This is a genomic window from Cycloclasticus sp. PY97N (assembly GCF_002443175.1).
GTDB classification, from domain to species: Bacteria; Pseudomonadota; Gammaproteobacteria; order Methylococcales; family Cycloclasticaceae; genus Cycloclasticus; species Cycloclasticus pugetii.
Genome location: NZ_CP023664.1, coordinates 899,988 through 917,569 on the forward strand (window position 1 = coordinate 899,988; position 17,582 = coordinate 917,569).

15 protein-coding genes are annotated in these 17,582 nt (G+C 42.3%); 12 read left to right on the forward strand and 3 right to left on the reverse strand.

Annotated features, from left to right (window positions below; genetic code table 11):
* Nucleotides 1–63: 63 nt before the first annotated feature.
* The 3 genes from CPC19_RS04520 to CPC19_RS04530 all read right to left on the reverse strand — a co-directional run bounded on the left by CPC19_RS04520 (nt 64) and on the right by CPC19_RS04530 (nt 2,521).
* A complete protein-coding gene (locus CPC19_RS04520; RefSeq protein WP_016389938.1) occupies nt 64–1,134 on the reverse strand; it encodes an NADH:ubiquinone reductase (Na(+)-transporting) subunit F in 1,071 nt (356 codons plus the stop codon).
* Between the two features lie 98 nt (nt 1,135–1,232).
* Entirely contained in the window at nt 1,233–2,000 is a 768-nt protein-coding gene (locus CPC19_RS04525) for a ParA family protein (protein WP_016389939.1), read from the reverse strand.
* A complete protein-coding gene (locus tag CPC19_RS04530) occupies nt 1,997–2,521 on the reverse strand; it encodes a zinc ribbon-containing protein (protein ID WP_015006469.1) in 525 nt (174 codons plus the stop codon). The genes CPC19_RS04525 and CPC19_RS04530 overlap by 4 nt, the downstream gene beginning before the upstream one ends.
* 168 nt (nt 2,522–2,689) lie before the next feature.
* Here CPC19_RS04530 and leuS point away from each other — a divergent pair, with 168 nt between their 5' ends.
* The 12 genes from leuS (at nt 2,690) to CPC19_RS04590 (ending at nt 17,577) form a co-directional block, all read left to right on the forward strand.
* Nucleotides 2,690–5,140, forward strand: coding sequence for a leucine--tRNA ligase (gene leuS, locus CPC19_RS04535; RefSeq protein WP_016389940.1), 2,451 nt, complete (start codon nt 2,690–2,692; stop codon nt 5,138–5,140).
* A gap of 11 nt (nt 5,141–5,151) precedes the next feature.
* Entirely contained in the window at nt 5,152–5,682 is a 531-nt protein-coding gene (gene lptE, locus CPC19_RS04540; RefSeq protein ID WP_015006467.1) for an LPS assembly lipoprotein LptE, read from the forward strand.
* A gap of 33 nt (nt 5,683–5,715) precedes the next feature.
* Nucleotides 5,716–6,741, forward strand: a complete 1,026-nt coding sequence (gene holA / locus CPC19_RS04545) for a DNA polymerase III subunit delta (protein ID WP_016389942.1) — start codon at nt 5,716–5,718, stop codon at nt 6,739–6,741.
* Between the two features lie 40 nt (nt 6,742–6,781).
* Nucleotides 6,782–8,041 (forward strand): glutamate-5-semialdehyde dehydrogenase, encoded by a 1,260-nt coding sequence (locus CPC19_RS04550; protein ID WP_016389943.1) that lies wholly within the window; start codon nt 6,782–6,784, stop codon nt 8,039–8,041.
* Between the two features lie 52 nt (nt 8,042–8,093).
* Nucleotides 8,094–8,729: a nicotinate-nucleotide adenylyltransferase gene (gene nadD / locus CPC19_RS04555; protein WP_016389944.1), complete on the forward strand. Its 636-nt coding sequence runs from the start codon at nt 8,094–8,096 to the stop codon at nt 8,727–8,729.
* A gap of 31 nt (nt 8,730–8,760) precedes the next feature.
* A complete protein-coding gene (gene rsfS / locus CPC19_RS04560) occupies nt 8,761–9,090 on the forward strand; it encodes a ribosome silencing factor (protein WP_015006463.1) in 330 nt (109 codons plus the stop codon).
* A 137-nt stretch (nt 9,091–9,227) separates the two neighbouring features.
* Nucleotides 9,228–9,887: an OmpA family protein gene (locus tag CPC19_RS04565; RefSeq protein WP_015006462.1), complete on the forward strand. Its 660-nt coding sequence runs from the start codon at nt 9,228–9,230 to the stop codon at nt 9,885–9,887.
* 110 nt (nt 9,888–9,997) lie between these two features.
* Entirely contained in the window at nt 9,998–10,468 is a 471-nt protein-coding gene (rlmH, locus tag CPC19_RS04570; protein ID WP_015006460.1) for a 23S rRNA (pseudouridine(1915)-N(3))-methyltransferase RlmH, read from the forward strand.
* Nucleotides 10,465–11,052, forward strand: coding sequence for a nucleoside triphosphate pyrophosphatase (locus CPC19_RS04575; protein ID WP_016389946.1), 588 nt, complete (start codon nt 10,465–10,467; stop codon nt 11,050–11,052). Before rlmH ends, CPC19_RS04575 begins: the two co-directional genes overlap by 4 nt.
* A 343-nt stretch (nt 11,053–11,395) precedes the next feature.
* Nucleotides 11,396–12,847: a ribonuclease G gene (rng, locus tag CPC19_RS04580; RefSeq protein ID WP_015006458.1), complete on the forward strand. Its 1,452-nt coding sequence runs from the start codon at nt 11,396–11,398 to the stop codon at nt 12,845–12,847.
* Nucleotides 12,848–12,863: 16 nt separating this feature from the next.
* Nucleotides 12,864–16,751 carry a YhdP family protein gene (locus CPC19_RS04585; protein ID WP_084709562.1) on the forward strand — a complete coding sequence of 1,296 codons (3,888 nt, stop codon included), beginning with the start codon at nt 12,864–12,866 and terminating at the stop codon, nt 16,749–16,751.
* On the forward strand, nt 16,741–17,577 hold the full coding sequence (locus CPC19_RS04590; RefSeq protein ID WP_016389948.1) for a carbon-nitrogen hydrolase family protein: 837 nt from the start codon (nt 16,741–16,743) through the stop codon (nt 17,575–17,577). The genes CPC19_RS04585 and CPC19_RS04590 overlap by 11 nt, the downstream gene beginning before the upstream one ends.
* The last annotated feature ends 5 nt before the right edge of the window (nt 17,578–17,582 follow it).

The following is a 17,582-nucleotide window of genomic DNA, read 5'->3' on the forward strand; positions in this document are numbered from 1 at the left end:
ACATGACGCTCTTATGCTGGTTTGCTGAAGGCGAAACAGATTAACTCCAGGGTAGTTCGAAAATCAGTTCTCTAACTGCCTAGAGTCCAAAAATTTGTCGTAATGAATATTATCTAAACTGATATTAGCCTCTTCAAGCTTTACCAGTGTTGCATCAATCATTCCTGGCGGGCCACATAGGTAGGCGTGACTATCAGACACCGAAAAACCAATAGTTTCATCGTCAATAAAGTCGGTGACCAGACCACGTTTTCCAGTCCAGTCTGAATCTTCTGGCTCCTCGGACAGCACGGGTACAAATTTAAAAGAGTTGGACCACTTTTCTGTTAGTTTTTTCATATCATCAAGACAATAGAGATCGCGTTGAGCACGGGCACCAAATAAATAGGTAACGGGTCTATTAATGTTATTTTTTAAGGCATCTTCTAAAATAGATTTTAGTGGTGCCATGCCGCTACCACCTGCGATGGCGAGAATTGGCGCATCTGAAGTTCTTAACCAAAACGCACCGCTAGGGCCGTGCAGTTCAAAGGCTTCGCCTTTTCGGTCTTTTTCAAACAGCCATTGGGTGTAGTCGCCACCGGGCACATTTCTAACATGAAAACTTAGCGTTTTTTGGCCATTAGCAGCCGGCGCATTGGCGAAAGAGTAACTGCGGTGGCGAGAAAACCCCTCAAGTCCTATATCGGCAAATTGCCCTGCGGTGAATGAAATTGCTTGGTCTAATTCCACCGTCACTTCCATAATGTCATGTGTATGCATGTGGGTGTCAGTAATGGTTCCCTTATAGGTTTTTACTGAGTGTTTGGGTTGGTTAGCGTCAGCTTCAAGCTCAATGATAACATCGGTCTTCAATAAGCTTTGGCAGGCAAGAATGTAGCCTTCATCAAGTTCTGGTTCTGATAAGGTGTATGAAAAATCCATGATGGCTTTAACCTCACCATCGAGTAATTTGCAGCGACAATTTCCACAGGTGCCCACCGTGCAGTGAAACGGAAAATTAACCCCTTCATTGAGCGCAGTCTGTAACAGAGTGTTGTTTTTTGGAACTTCAAATGATTTGCCAGATGGCTGAATAGTTGCCTTTAAAGGGGTTTTTTTTGCCCCACCAAATAAGCCAAATAGTTTTTTCATTGTGACCTTACGTTTGCTGTGTTGATTTTAAAAAGTGTTAAATGTAGGTAATTTATAACCGCCGTAGAGTGTAAACCTAACGTTAGGGGAGAATCCAATTATTTTTTCTTTAATTCCTGATAAAGGCTTTTAAACTCCTCGGTGATTTTATGGTTTGGCGCATATTGGATCATGGGTTGGCTTGCGCTATGGGATTCTCGTATTTTTACAGAAGGGGAGATCATGCTTTTGAAAAGCTTTAAATTGTCGTCAATAAGTTCTTCTAGTAGCTGGGTCGGTAGTTTTGCGCGTTTTTGGAACTGGTTGACAACAATACCCTCAATCGCCAAGTTTGGGTTATGGTCAGCTTTAACTTCGGCGACAGTATCGAGTAAGGAATACAAGGCTTGTTTTGAAAAAACATCGCAATCGAAGGGAATGATGCAGCTATTTGCGGCGATTAGTGCGGAACGGGTGTAGAAGTTGAGCGCTGGTGGCGTGTCGATAAAAATATTATCAAACTCTCCCATGGTGTCTAACGCTTCTTTCAATTTATATATTTTGTAACGAGATTCAAGCTTTGCGTGTAGATTGTCCATGTCTGGGTGTGATGGCATGACATATAAATTTGGCATACCAGTTTCATAGATAAAATCGCTGAAATCTTTTGGAAATAGGCTTACGTTAAGGGTGTTGGTATAAAAATCTGCCAATGTGGATTCAAGCGTATTTGATTGCTGGCCGAGTAAATAGTGAGTTGAGTTGCCTTGTGTATCAAGGTCGATGACCAAGGTTTTTTTACCTTTCGACGCACTAATTGCGGCTAAATTGCAGGTAATAGTAGATTTGCCAACACCACCTTTTTTATTAAAAATAACACGGTTCATTTTTTAACCACCTTCTTTTTGCGACGTTTAAATTCAGTTTTATGGCAGGTTGGACATGGGGGAATATGTCCGGTTTTTTTAAAGTTCAGTGTCTGTTTACATTGGGTGCACTCAAGAGTGCCAGGGCCTGTAAGCTCTCCTGAATGGTAAAGCGTTCCCTTTATGGTATCTAAGTTTAAGTTCTCCCACTCTAATTTTGCTTTATCGACGACTGAATGGGTCCAGTCACCGATTTTACCCTCTATCAAATTTGACTCAAAAGATAGCCAGTCAGAGAACTCCTTTTTTGTGGTTTGTAGATAGGCTGAGGCGTCTTCTAGGTCCCTTTTTAAATAGTCGGCAACTTTACTTGCTTCCTCTTTTGTCAGTTCGCCTAGTTCAACGGCTTTTTCTTGTGCATGTTTTAGGTTTTCACTAAGAGTTGGAATAGCAATTTTTTCAGCCCGTTCAACGGTGTCATGGAGGCGTTGCATCATCTTATCGTAGGCTTGAAGTAACTTATCTTGTATTGAGTTATTCATAAGATCTCCCTGTATGAAGGTCTAGTCTTCTCAATTCAACTTCAGACCCATTGGGCTTAAAGTTTATACAAACAGAAGATGTAACCTTCTATTTAATTCAACTTTAGATTTATAGGTAGCTAAGGTATTCTACCCACCTTATTAAATAGTGTGTCCGACGGTAAAAAAATGCAAGAAGAATATCAACCTTCTCTTATTGAAAAGAGTGTTCAAGAAAAATGGCAATTAACGGGTGCTTTTGAAGTAACCGAGGACACAACAAAGGAAAAATACTATTGTTTGTCTATGTTTCCGTATCCGAGTGGGCGGTTACATATGGGACATGTTCGTAATTACACCATTGGTGATGTAGTTAGCCGTTACCAGCGGATGAAAGGTAAAAATGTGATGCAACCGATGGGTTGGGATGCCTTTGGGTTACCGGCGGAAAATGCAGCGATGAAACATGGAGTGCACCCTGGTGGCTGGACCTCAGATAATATTGATTATATGCGCACCCAACTTAAACAATTGGGTTTTGGTTATGATTGGAAGCGTGAAGTGGCCACTTGTAATGATGATTACTATCGTTGGGAACAGTGGTTCTTTACGCGCTTACTTGAAAAAGACTTGGTGTATAAAAAAACAGCACCGCTTAACTGGTGTCCAGATTGTAATACGGTGTTAGCAAATGAACAGGTGATTGATGGTTGCTGTTGGCGTTGTGATAACGAGGTTGAAAAACGCGAAATTTCACAATGGTTTATGCGGATTACAAACTATGCTGACGAATTATTGAGCTCGTTGAAAGAGTTGGAAGGCTGGCCTGAGCAGGTTCGCACTATGCAGCAAAACTGGATTGGTCGTTCAGAAGGTGTTGAGCTGTCGTTTGATATTGAAGGCAGTGATAGTACCTTACCTGTTTATACGACACGACCAGATACTTTAATGGGTGTTACCTATGTTGCGGTTGCGGCAGAGCACCCTCTGGCTCTCCAAGCGGCAGAAAATAATACCGATATTGCTGAATTTTTAGATCAATGTAAAACCATGGAAACATCGGAAGCTGCGATGGAGACAATGGAGAAAAAGGGCATTGATTCGGGGCTTAAGGCGATTCATCCATTAACGGGTGAGACGGTACCTATTTGGATCGCAAATTTTGTATTAATGCATTATGGAACCGGAGCAGTGATGTCAGTGCCTGCTCATGATCAGCGTGATTTCGAGTTTGCGAACAAGTATGGCTTAGCAATCAAGCAAGTTATAGCTACCGATAACCCTGATGATATTGATCTTACAAAGCAAGCGTATACGGGCAAAGGAACGTTACTTAATTCAGCGGAATTTGATGGTTTAGACTTTCAGCAGGCCTTCGATGCAATTGCTGAATCATTAAGTGCCAAGGGTAAGGGCAAAAAAACGGTTAACTTTCGTTTGCGTGATTGGGGTATTTCACGTCAACGTTATTGGGGAACACCTGTGCCGGTTATTTATTGTGATGACTGCGGTACTGTGCCAGTGCCCGATGAGCAGTTACCGGTTATTTTGCCTAAGGATGTATCCTTGGAAGGGGTCGGGTCGCCCTTAGCAAGGCACGAAGAATTTATTAATACAAGCTGTCCAACGTGTGGTCAGCAAGCTAAAAGAGAAACCGATACGTTTGATACGTTCATGGAGTCTTCATGGTATTTTGCACGTTATTGTTGTGCAGATAATGATCAAGCGATGTTAGATGAACGAGCTAACTATTGGTTGCCGGTTGATCAATATATCGGTGGTATTGAACACGCTATTTTGCATCTCCTGTATTCGCGGTTTTATACAAAATTATTGCGTGACCTTGGCTTGGTGTCTTGCGATGAGCCGTTTAAGAACTTGTTAACGCAAGGGATGGTGCTTAAAGATGGCACGAAAATGTCAAAATCGAAAGGCAATACGGTTGATCCGCAAGGTTTAATTGAAAAGTACGGTGCCGATACGGTGCGCCTATTCACCATGTTTGCTGCGCCTCCAGAGCAATCATTAGAATGGTCTGACAGCGCAGTCGAAGGCTCATTTCGATTTATTCGTCGCTTATGGCGTCAAGTCAAAGAGCATGTCGATGGCGGCTTAATCAGCGGATATACAGTTGATCAATTAAGCAGTGAAGATAAGGCGCTTCGTCGACAGGTCCATGAAACCTTAAATAAGGTCAATGATGATTATGGTCGCCGTTTAACGTTCAATACAGCCATTGCGGCTAATATGGAATTGTTAAATTCAGTGTCTAAATTTAAAGCCGAAACGGATGCTTCTCGAGCCTTGTTACAAGAAGCGTTAGAAAGCATTGTGTTGATGTTGTCGCCGATTATTCCTCATGTTTGTGATCAGATGTGGCAAGCTTTGGGCCATCAAGATCCACTGATCGACGTAACGTGGCCAGAATTTGATGAGACGGCGTTGGTGTTGGACGAAGTGCAAATGGTGGTGCAAGTAAATGGCAAATTAAGAGCTAAGCTGATGGTGGCGGCCGATGCATCTAAAGAAAGCATAGAAAAGTTAGCGTTATCAGAGGACAATGTTAATAAATTTATTGACGGAAAACCTGTTCGAAAGGTTATTATTGTGCCGAAGAGACTGGTTAATATTGTTATTTAGCGGACTAAAATATGATGAACACTCGAACACACTTTTTTGTGATACTGCGTTTAATGACAATACTTTGCCTGTTGTCAGTTTCATTAACGGCGTGCGGTTTTAAATTACGAGGAGCTTTCGAGCTACCTGCTGAACTTCAGAAAATTTATGTGGCTGGCCCTCAGCACACTGACTTAGTAAGAGATTTGAAAGAGCTGCTTGGGTACTCCGCAGAAGTGGTAAGCCAGCGTTCAGATGCCGATGCGATATTAACGATTAAAAAAGAAGAGTCAGAAAATAGAACCTTGAGTGTGGACTCAAGAGGTAAAGTTCGTGAGTCAGAAATGCAGTACTCCGTCATTTATAGTTTGGTGATGGCGAATGGTCAGGTGCTTTTAGATGACCAAGCGCTATTATTAGTGCGTGATTTCATCAACGATGAAAATGACATTATAGGTCGAACCAATGAGTCAGCGGTTATTGCGCGTGATTTAAAACGAGATGCGGCTCAACAAATTTTAAGGCATATACAAGCAGTAAAAGTAGACGCGGTGGTTCATTAACTCAATTAGCTGGCCTGTGTTGAGCCAGAGCCTATGCAGTTAGACGTTAATCAATTATCTTCTTCGCTGAATAAAAAACTAGCACCGGTGTATTTAGTGTCGGGTGCTGAGCCATTACAGCAAGGTGAGGCTGTTGACTTGATTCGTCAGCAGGCCAGAAACGCGGGGTTTGTGAACCGTCAGGTGTTGCATGTTGAGGGGCAGTTTGACTGGAACCAGCTTTATGCCGCTAGTTTGAACCAGTCATTATTTGCCGAAAAGAACCTAATTGAATTAAATTTACCAACGGCTAAACCGGGGCGAGAAGGATCACAAGCGATTGAAAAAATGCTAGATGATTTGTCTGCCGACAATCTACTGATTATTGTCGCCGGCAAGTTAGATGGTTCTGCAAAAAAGTCAAAATGGTTTAAATCGATAGATCAACATGGGGTAGTGGTGCAAGTGTGGCCTCTGGTTGATGATAAATTGTTGAGATGGTTGGACCATCGTCTGAAGCGAAAAGGCTTAAAGGCAAGCGCCCAAGGTGTTAAATTGCTAGCAGACAGTGTTGAGGGGAATTTGCTGGCTGCTGATCAAGAAATTGAAAAACTTCACACATTATTTGGCCCAGTAGAATTATCAATAGAAGACATCTCAAATACGGTGGCAGATAATGCACGGTATGATGTTTTCAAGCTGACCGATAGCTTGCTGTTGGGTGACGCGGCAAGAGCACTTCAAATATTAAAAGGCTTGTTAGGGGAAAAGCTGGCGGCACCTGTCGTTTTATGGGCTTTAATGCGCGAGTTACGGATTCTTGCCAGCTTAAGCTTTGAAGAAAAAACAATGGGTCGACGTGACGCAACGTTTAAAAAGCACCGGATTTGGGACAGTAAAAAAAACAGTTATATGAAGGCTCTATCTAGAGGAGGGCTTGGTCAGTGGCAAGCGATGATTCAGGTTTGCGCAAAGGCCGAACGGGTGACAAAAGGTGTTGAGACAGGGGATGAATGGCTGATGATTGAGCAAATTTGTTTAGCGTTTTGTGAGCCGAAACGTTTCAATAACCAACCGTAGTATAATTAATGTCAAAAATAATGATTTTTATAGGAAAAAAATGAGTGAACTAAAAGACTATATGTATAGCGTGGGTGAGCGGGCAAAACGTGCTGCCCGTGTTATTGCTAATGCAGATACTGGCGTTAAAAATCAAGCTCTGGCGTTTATAGCTGATGAAATAGAACATCAACAAAGTGCTATTTTACAGGCCAATGCGCTAGATGTAAAAGCTGGCCAGGACAGTGGCCTTGATGCTGCTTTATTAGATCGTTTAGCGTTGAATGAAGAACGTGTACAGGCCATCTCAGAAGGCTTAAGGCAGATAATCGCCTTACCTGATCCTGCGGGAGAAATCAGTCAAATTAACTCACGACCTTCGGGAATAAAAGTTGGTCAAATGCGTGTCCCGTTAGGTGTGATCGGTATTATTTATGAGTCACGTCCAAATGTAACTGCCGATGCGGCTGCGTTATGCCTGAAGTCAGGTAACGCAAGTATTTTACGTGGCGGCTCGGAAGCAAAACACTCAAATCAAGCCATTGCAGCTTGTATTACCAAAGGTTTAAATCAAGCAGGCTTACCAACCGAGGTGGTTCAAGTTGTTGAAACAACGGACCGTAATGCGGTTGGTGAGTTAATACGTATGGAAGATTTTGTGGATGTTATTATCCCACGAGGCGGTAAGGGCCTGATTGAACGGGTCACTAAAGAAGCACGGGTGCCAGTGATTAAGCATTTGCATGGAGTATGTCATGTCTATATTGACGATTTGGCGGATAAAGAAATGGCGAAATCGATTGCGCTCAATGCAAAAACACAGCGTTATGGTACCTGTAATACAATGGAAACTTTATTGCTGGCCGAAGGTATTGCAAAAGATATCTTGCCGGAATTAGCGAAACTCTACACTGATAAGGGAGTGGAGTTACGTGGCTGTGAAAAAACTTGTCAAATTATACCCAGTTGCGAGAAAGCTGTTGAGGCTGATTGGGACGAAGAGTACCTTGCCCCTATTTTGTCAATTCGGGTTGTTGATGATATGACAGCTGCTATGGATCATATTCATCAGCATGGGTCTGGGCATACCGAGTCAATTGTGACGGCCGATTATTCTAAGGCAGTGCAATTTTTACGTGAGGTTGATTCGAGCTCTGTGATGGTCAATGCCTCGACACGGTTTGCAGATGGCTTTGAGTATGGTTTGGGTGGTGAAATAGGTATCAGCACCAACAAGCTGCACGCGCGTGGCCCTGTTGGGCTGATTGGTTTGACGACGCAAAAATATATTGTGTTAGGTGATGGGCATATTCGTCAGTAGTTTTGCTTCATTAATGGGCTTGTTGTTTGCTTGTTTTGAGATGCTGTGAGTGATGGCCAAATTTATTGGAATATATGGCGGGACGTTTGACCCCATTCATTTGGGGCATTTGACAGCGGCAAGCGCAGTGCAAAAAGAGATAGGCTTAGATGAGGTGAGAATGGTTTTATCAGCTAATCCACCGCATCGTATTGCGCCGGTGTTATCAGCGGAACAACGATTCTCTTTATTGAAGTTGGCAGTGAGTGAGTACCCCTCGCTAGTGGCGGATAGTTGCGAAATGGAGCGAAGTGGGCCGAGTTATATGGTAGATACGTTATCGGATTTTCGTCGAAAGTATCCAAATGACTCGCTGGTGTTGGTGTTAGGCATGGAGGCTTTTAATGGTTTGATGTCGTGGCATCGCTGGGAAGAGCTAATAAAATTGACGCATATCGTGGTGACCGATCGTGCTGGGTTTGATAACCAGTTTGAAGCAGCAGTAAAAAGTTATATTACTCCTTTTTTAACAAAGGATAAGTCGCAACTAAAGCAGCAAACACATGGTAAAATTTACTGTCAGTCAGTGAAGCCTCTCGATATTTCGGCAACACAGATTAGACAACGCATTAAAGATAAAAAAACTGTAAAAGAAATGCTGACGAGTCAGTGTTTAGACGTGATTAACAAAAACAGTTTTTATAGATAACTCAATAATTAGAAAATAAGGTATAGAAAATATGGCTCAGCAGTTATTAACAAAAGTCACGGAAGCGCTGGATGATAAAAAAGGTCAGCACATTGAAGTGATTGATGTGAGCGGTAAGTGCTCTTTTGCTGATCATATAGTGATTGTGACAGGCTCATCAAATAGACATGTAAAGTCTCTTGCAATGGAAGTATCGATGGTTTCTAAAAAGCACGGATTAATCCCCCTCGGTGTTGAAGGAATGGATGCGGGTGAATGGGTGCTAATAGACCTGGGTGATACGATTGTTCATGTTATGCAGCCGAATATTCGTGAGTTCTACCAACTTGAAAAGCTTTGGACGGTCGAGACAGATACTTAAAGATTGATTTAAGTTCATTGTTTGTTCATTTAAGTGAGTTAAGATAAGGAACAAAACAAAGAAATGGCAATGATTTTAAATGCTCGATTTTATGAATCAATGGTTTTTAACCATACGTATTAATAGGGAGATTTTGGATGAATAATAAAACCTTAGTAACAGGCATTGCAGCTGGTTTAATGTTTACATTAGCTGGTTGTACGACAGTAAACCCATATACACAAGAACAACAAACCAGTAAAGCGGCGATGGGTGCAGGAGCGGGTGCTGTAACAGGCGCTATAATAGGCGCAATGAAAGGGGACCGAAAAACGGCATTGAAAGGTGCAGTCTTGGGTGCGGCAGCAGGCGGTGGTGTTGGTTACTATATGGATGTGCAAGAGGCGAAATTACGTCAACGTCTAAGTGGAACAGGGGTAAGCGTTAGCCGTGTTGGAAACAACCTTATATTGAATATGCCCGGCAATGTTACGTTTACAACTGGTAACTCAAGTATTAATGCAGGCTTCTATCAAGTGCTGGACTCAGTGGCGATTATTCTTAAAGAATATTCAGATACGACCATTACGGTCATTGGCCATACAGATAGTGTAGGTGATGAAGCGTATAACCAAGGTTTATCTGAACAGCGCGCACAAAGTGTAGCGAGCTACCTACGCTCACAAGGTGTGGTTGGCCAGCGGTTTAATGTAATGGGCTATGGTGAGCAAAGTCCAATTGCAAGTAACTCTACAAAAGAAGGGCGAGCACAAAACAGGCGAGTGGAAATAACATTAACACCATTAAATGTTAGGTAGCACTGCGTTAGCTTACAGCGTATTTTAAGGAGCTTGTTACGATAAGGGCTCAAAAGAAAGTATAAAGGCGGCTCAGTTGAGCCGCCTTTTTCATAAATCATAGGTCGTATATGAAGCTGAAAATTTTAGCAGTAGGGCAAAAAATGCCCAGCTGGGTGAGTCATGGCTATCAGGAATACGCAAAGCGAATGCCTCGTGAATGCTCACTTGAAATGATTGAAATTCCCCCTGTAAAAAGGACTAAGCAAAGTAATGTGTCGAAAGTGGTGGAGCTGGAGGGGAAAAAGATTTTATCCATGATTAAAGATGTTGATTATGTCGTGGCCCTTGAGGTGAAAGGAAAGCAGTGGTCAACAGAAGAGCTTGCAAATAAGTTATCTGCTTGGCAAGGTGTTCAACCGTCAATAATTTTTATTATAGGTGGTGCAGACGGTCTTTCCGCCGAGTGCTTAAAAAGAGCCAATGAACAATGGTGCTTATCCGCCTTGACGTTTCCTCATCCTCTTGTGCGTGTTGTTCTTGCTGAACAATTATATAGAGGCTGGAGCCTGATGAATAACCATCCCTACCATAGAGAATGAAGCGATTAATATTAGCATCGGCATCACCAAGGCGGGCTGAATTGCTGCGTCAGTTGGGTGTTGAGTTTAATGTAAAACCTGTCGATATAGATGAAACTCCGTTAAAGGGTGAGTGGCCATATGATTATGTTCAGCGTTTGGCAATAGAGAAAGCCAAAGCAGCAAAGGTTTTTTATCCGGAACAAGAGGTGTTGGTGCTAGGGTCTGATACGACCGTTGTTATCGAGGGGGAGATTTTAGGTAAACCAGATAGCAAAGAACATGCCTTGGCAATGTTAAGGAAACTGTCAGGTAAGCGACACACAGTGTTAACATCGGTGGCCGTTATGGGGCAACAAAATGCGTATGTAGTTAGTGAAAGCACGGTGACATTTTCAACTCTCTCAGATCATCAGCTTGAATGGTATTGGTTAACAGGGGAGCCAAAAGATAAAGCCGGCGCCTATGCAATACAAGGTAAAGGCGCTGTTTTTATTACCGAATTGAATGGCAGTTTTTCAGGTGTTATGGGGCTTCCTATCTATGAAACAGCTCAGTTACTTAAACAACATGGACTTGATGTAAGCCAAGCTAAAACTGTTTAATTTTTTCAACTGGAATGATAGGGGCAAAACGTGATGCTATTGTTGAATGGCTCCATGACAGGCGCTTATAGAGGGTCGTTATTAGGCATAACACAAAAGCCTTAGTCAGCCTCAGGTTTATCGGCAACTTTTCCGTCCCATACCGGTAAAACTATTAATGTTTGTGCGGGACTAGTTTTTACATTTTTTATTTGCAAGTTGGTTATCTGTTTTTATCAGCAAATTGATAAATGCAGCGGTGTAATAAGCGTAAAATCAACGCAGTAAAAAAGGCTTTTCATAGTAAAGTGGTCAATACCCTAACTATATTCATCAATACTAAATAACCAATGGTTTAGAAAAAATGAGCGATGAAATTCTGATAAATATCACGCCGCCTGAGACACGGGTGGCGGTGCTTGAAAATGGTGTCTTGCAAGAACTGATTATTGAGCGCCAGCGTAAACGAGATGTTGTTGGGAATTTATATCGTGGTGAAATATGTCGTGTTATGCCAGGTATTCAAGCGGCTTTTGTGGAAATTGGTATCGGCCGGGCTGGTTTTTTACATGCATCTGACGTGTTGGTGGCGGGGGAAACTCCCTCGGAAGACAAAGGCATCGAGCATTTTTTGCAGCAAGGTCAAAAAGTTGTCGTACAAGTTTTGAAAGCCCCCATTGGTACAAAAGGCCCGCGTTTAACGATGAGTATTTCAATTCCATCTCGTTACCAAGTTTTTTTGCCTTATTCTGAAAAATTAGCGCTGTCCCAACAATTAGAAGACGAAGCCGAGCGAGAACGGTTGCTAGCGTGTATGGAGATTTTTAAAGAGCAAGGTTACTCAGGTGGTTATATCGCAAGAACTGCGTCAGAAGGGGTTAGTGAAGAGAGCATTCGCGCTGATATGCTGTTTCTTAACAAACTTTGGGAAGTGATCAGTCTTCAAGTAAAAGAAGTGCCTATTGGGCTTATTTATGAAGATTTACCTTTGGCTTTGAGGATATTACGGGATTGGTATCAAACATCAGTCACTAAAATTGTTATAGATTCGAAGAGTAACTTTGATCGAATGCTGGATTTTTCAATCAAGTTTATGCCGGAAGTAGAACACTTATTAGAATTGTATAAAGGCCATCGGCCCTTATTCGATATGTACAGCATTGAAAGTGACATAAAGGCAGCATTGGAAAGAAAAGTGCCGTTAAAGTCAGGTGGGCATTTGATACTTGACCAAACAGAAGCAATGACAACGGTTGATGTTAATACTGGCAGTTATTTAGGACGAGGTAATCAAGAGCAAACTATTTTTAAAACTAATATGGAAGCGGCTCAAGTTACTGCACACCAGTTACGGCTGAGAAACTTGGGTGGCATTATCATCATCGATTTCATTGATATGCATAACGAAGAGCATAAAGCGGCGGTGTTGAATGCCTTAGAAAAAGCAATGATTAAGGATCATGCAAAATATACAATTAGTAATGTTTCCGAGTTAGGTTTGGTCGAAATGACACGTAAGCGGACGCGGGAAAGTTTGGAGCAAGTGTTGTGTGAACCTTGTGCTACGTGTTCAGGCACGGGGATGGTGCGAACACCAGAAACGACGTGTTATGAGATTTTTCGTGAAATTATACGAGATGCTCGGCAATACGAAGCAAAGGAGCTATTGGTGTTGGCGTCAAATGAAGTTGTCGACATGATGCTCGATGAAGAATCAACAACATTGGCAGACTTAGAATCTTTTGTTGGTATACGCATTCGTTTTAGAGCAGAAAATGAATATACCCAAGAACAATATGATGTGGTGCTAGTATAAAACTAGAGTATTAATAGTGAGTAAAGTACGTTTATTTGGACATTCCTTATTATGGTTTTTTACCGTAAGTCTTGGTGTGCTTGCGGTATTGCTAATGACGGCACGATTTTTTTTAACAGAGGTGCCCGAGTACAAACATGATTTAGAAGTGTACTTGTCTGAAGAAATAGGTGCTGAGGTTGGTATTACCAGCTTGTCGGCGAGAATGTCTGGTTTCAATCCACAGTTAAGCCTAAGAGGGATAACAATAAATGGGCTGAACAAACAAACAAACGCACTCAAGGTGGGTGAAATTCGCTTATCGTTTAATCCACTTGATTTGGTGACGGGGGAAACCAAGCCAAATAAAATAACCATCGTTAATAGTCATATTAAAATACAGCGGCTTGCTGATGGGCGTTTTTCTCTTGTTGGTTTGACAACTGCAAAAAACACGGATGCTTCATCAGGTGACTTTTCTTGGTTATTAGAGGGTAGACGTTATGAAGTAATGGATAGCCAGATCATATGGCAAGACGATTTACGAGACTTGCCAGACATTACCCTTGAAAAGGCAAATATCATTTTTCAAAACAAGGGGCCAGAACATGCACTCAAAGTGACTGCGGCATTGCCAACAGAAAAAGGGGGAACCTTTGTTTTAGCTATTAAAGTTAGAGGGGATGTTTTATCAACAACAAACTGGGATGCTAAAGGCTACTTTAAGGCAGAAGGGATTGATATAGCTGAATACCTGACGCGGTTAAAAGTAGAAACGTTGTCTATTGACCAAGGTGAAGGTGATGTTGAGCTTTGGAGTACGTGGAAAGCCGCTAAATTGTCAAAGGTTAAAGGCAATGCCTTGGTACGAAGAGCCAGCCTTAGGCAGGGCGATAATGAAATTAATGTGTCTGACTTTAGTAGTCATTTTGCTTGGGAAACCATTTTGAATGGTTGGACATTAAAAGCCCAAGATGTTGTGTTTAAAACACAGAACAGCATGCAGAAGGAAAGCCAATTTAATGTGCAATATCGCTCGGATAATGCGGATAATTATTCCTTTGATGTAACAGCAAATGGGCTTAATTTAAAGGCTATTACCAGTATTTTTCAGTCTGTTAGCGTGACAGACGATTCTGTCTTACCTATTCTTAAAGAGGTTAAACCAACGGGTTTATTAAATCATGCAAGTGTTTCTATTCAACGCCGAGACACACAGCTTAGCTGGGCTACTTGCGGCGAGCTGCAAGGCTTGACGAGCGAGGCGTATGAAGCATTTCCAAGTATTAATAATTTTTCTGGAACAGGCTGTGCAACGCAAGATAAAGGTTGGTTACAGCTTGATGTGGATAACGGCTCGATACACTTTACGCCGCTGTTTAGAGAACCGATAACGGTTGACCAGCTAAATGGTCAATTAACGTGGCATAAAGACGCGTATGGCTGGTCAATAAAGTCTGATCATATCACGATGAATTCACCGCATATTGCGACACAAACACGGGTGAACGTTACGTTACCTGATGGCGATGAAAAACCTTCGATCGACTTGCAAACAAATTTTGGTGCAGCGGATAGCCGCTATACAGCGCTTTATTTACCGGTTGGTATCATGGGCAAACAGGTTGTTAATTGGTTAGATGCAGCTTTTATAGAAGGTGGGGTTCAAGGAGGTGGTTTATTACTTAGCGGTCCATTATCAAGTTTCCCATATCGTCAAAATGAAGGTGTTTTTCAAGTGCTATTTAGCGCACAAAATCTCCGCTTACATTATGCAGATAATTGGCCAGATGCGTTAGGCGTGTCAGCGGATATTGAATTTAAAAATGAAGGGATGAAGATTGATGGGCATGAAGGCTTAATAGCGGGTAATGAAATTGATCATGTTCTTGTTAATATCGCAGATTTTAAAACAGATAAATACTTACACCTAAGCGGTAAGGTTAAAAATGATATTCAAGGCTTATATACCTTTTTTAAGCAGTCACCGCTTAATGAACAGATGAGTGGCTTATTAGACTACAGCACTGTGTCTGGGTCCTCGGTTTTAGATTTAAACCTTGATATACCGCTTAGGAAAAACCTTAAAACAAAGGTGAAAGCGAAAGCGCAATTAAAAGATAATCGCCTAACGGTTCCTGATGTTGGGCTGGTTATTAATGCTATTGAAGGTGAAATTGAATATGACGACCAAGGCATACGTGGGGACTCAATTACTGGGCATTTCTTAGATGAAAAACTTAGTCTAGCGATCAAGACGGAAAAAGATAGTACGGTCATTGAAGGTAAGGGCCCGTTAACTATTTCGCGTCTTGCAAAACAGTACCCGTCAGACTTTTGGAGGCATATTAAGGGTGCTGGTTTGGCCAAGGTAAAGGTTGAGTTACCGCATAAGGGGTTAGCGACTGGAAGGTTATCGACGATCACATTAAGCAGTTCTCTCAAAGGGGTAGGGGTGGACTTACCCGCGCCGGTAGGTAAGCAAAAAAATCAAGTAAAGCCCTTTAAGGCGATAGTGCAGCTGGGTCAGTCCTCATTACCAATTAAAGCCTGGTATGGAGACAGCCTTAAAACCTATATACGATTAACCAATAGTCAGGATAAAAAACTGGCCCTAGAAAAAGCAGATATTCATTTTGGTAAAGACGAGTCGAAACTACCGGTAAAGCAGGGAGTTCAGTTATCTGGGGAAATCGAGGTGTTAAATATTACACAGTGGCAGCAAGCTCTTGGTGTTGACACAAGTCGTATATCAGAGCCGCCCATGATCAACCAATTTAACCTCAATATTCGAACGCTAGAATGGCTAGATAGAATTTTTGATAATGTGCTTGTTAGTGGCACGCATCAGCACTCAACTTGGTCGGGCGAGGTCAACAGCCCAACTGTTATAGGTCGATATAAAGTGCCGGACAAATTTGTTGATGGAAGCACAATAAGTCTAGAGTTAGATACCTTGAAACTACCCTCTAATGAGGGGCAGGTATATAGCGGCAAAATACCGCCAATGAGCCCTACTGATATCCCAAATCTAGATTTGAGTAGCAAAGAGTTTTTTATTGGGCGCTCAAAACTAGGAACGCTGACATTGCAGCTTCGTCAAAAAGATAATGGAGTCGTGATTGAAACATTATCTTTAAAATCAGATCGTGATGACTTTAAAGCGGGCGGCGCGTGGGAAGTTCTGGATGGGCAAAGTATAACGGGTTTAAAAGGAACGCTTAATAGTCAGTCATTAGGTTCTTTGTTAGCGGATATGCACATCACCAAGAAACTGAAAGATGCGCCCGTCGAGTTTTATTTTGATTTGAACTGGTTAGGCGAGCCGCAAGATTTCTCAAAAGATACGCTCAGTGGGTATGCAGAGATAAAATCAGGTCAAGGGCGTTTGTTAGATGTCGAGCCTGGCATTGGGCGGATTTTTGGTTTGTTGAGTCTAAATACACTGCAAAGGCGCTTGCAGCTCGACTTTAGTGATTTGGTACAAAAAGGCTTGAGTTTTGATAAAATAAAAGGGCGCTTTAACTTGCTAAAAGGCGAGGCATCTACAAAGCGTTTTTATTTAGAAAGCCCGTCGGCTCGCCTAGATTTTCAAGGGGATGTTAGTTTAGTTAACGAACAATTAGATCAGTTGATTACGGTGACACCAAAAACAACGGAAAGCTTACCTTTAGCCGGTGCTATCGCTGGTGGTCCTTTGGTCGGCGCAGCGGTATTTATCGCTCAAAAAATTGCTGGCAAAACAGTGAATAAATTGGCCGGCTATCAATATCGTGTTACCGGGCCATGGCGTGACCCGACGATAGAACAAATTAGTCAACCTGGGGGTAAAATATTTGGCATGATGGATAATGTGTTAACGCCTGTTTTTGATGCAACACTTGGCCAGTTACCTCTTTCAGGGCAGAAGGCTAATGAGCCGTAATGCCATGATGAAAAAAGAGTTAACGGTGGCGGCTGTTCAAATGACATCATCTGACCAACTTGCAGATAATTTAACAGCCGTTGAATATTGGGTGAACCAAGCGGTGTCTGAGGGAGCAAAACTGGTTGTGTTGCCGGAAAACTTTGCACTAATGGCCAAGCACTCGGGGCAACTTCTATCGATTGCTGAAACGTTAGGGGAGGGGGCAATCCAGAGTTTTTTAAGTGAACTCTCAAAAAAGACGGCGTGTTGGATAGTTGCGGGTTCTTTACCGATAAGCTCGCCGGTACAAGATAAAGTATATGCGACGTGTTTGGTCTATAACGCTAAGGGTGAGCGACAGGCGTATTATCATAAAATGCACCTATTTGATGTAGACATAGCGGATGGCAAGAAGCGTTATCGTGAATCAGAGACCTTTTTAGCAGGTGATTGCCCAGTGGTAGTTAATACGCCGTTTGGTAAGATGGGGTTGTCTATTTGTTATGATTTACGCTTTCCCGAACTTTACCGTGAACTGTTACGCCAAGGGGCGGAGTTTATGGTCGCACCGTCGGCTTTTACTGAACTCACAGGTCAAGCACATTGGTCATTATTATGTAGGGCTAGGGCCGTTGAGAATTCGTGTTATATGATTGCGGCTAACCAAGGTGGTCAGCATAATAATGGCCGTTCAACCTTCGGACATAGTATGATTGTCGGTCCTTGGGGTGATGTGCTATCGAGCTTAGACATCGACAATGGTATTGCCCTAGCGACATTCAAAAAATCAGAACTAAACAAGGTCAGAACAAGTCTACCGGCGATTCAGCATAGACGACTTTAATAACG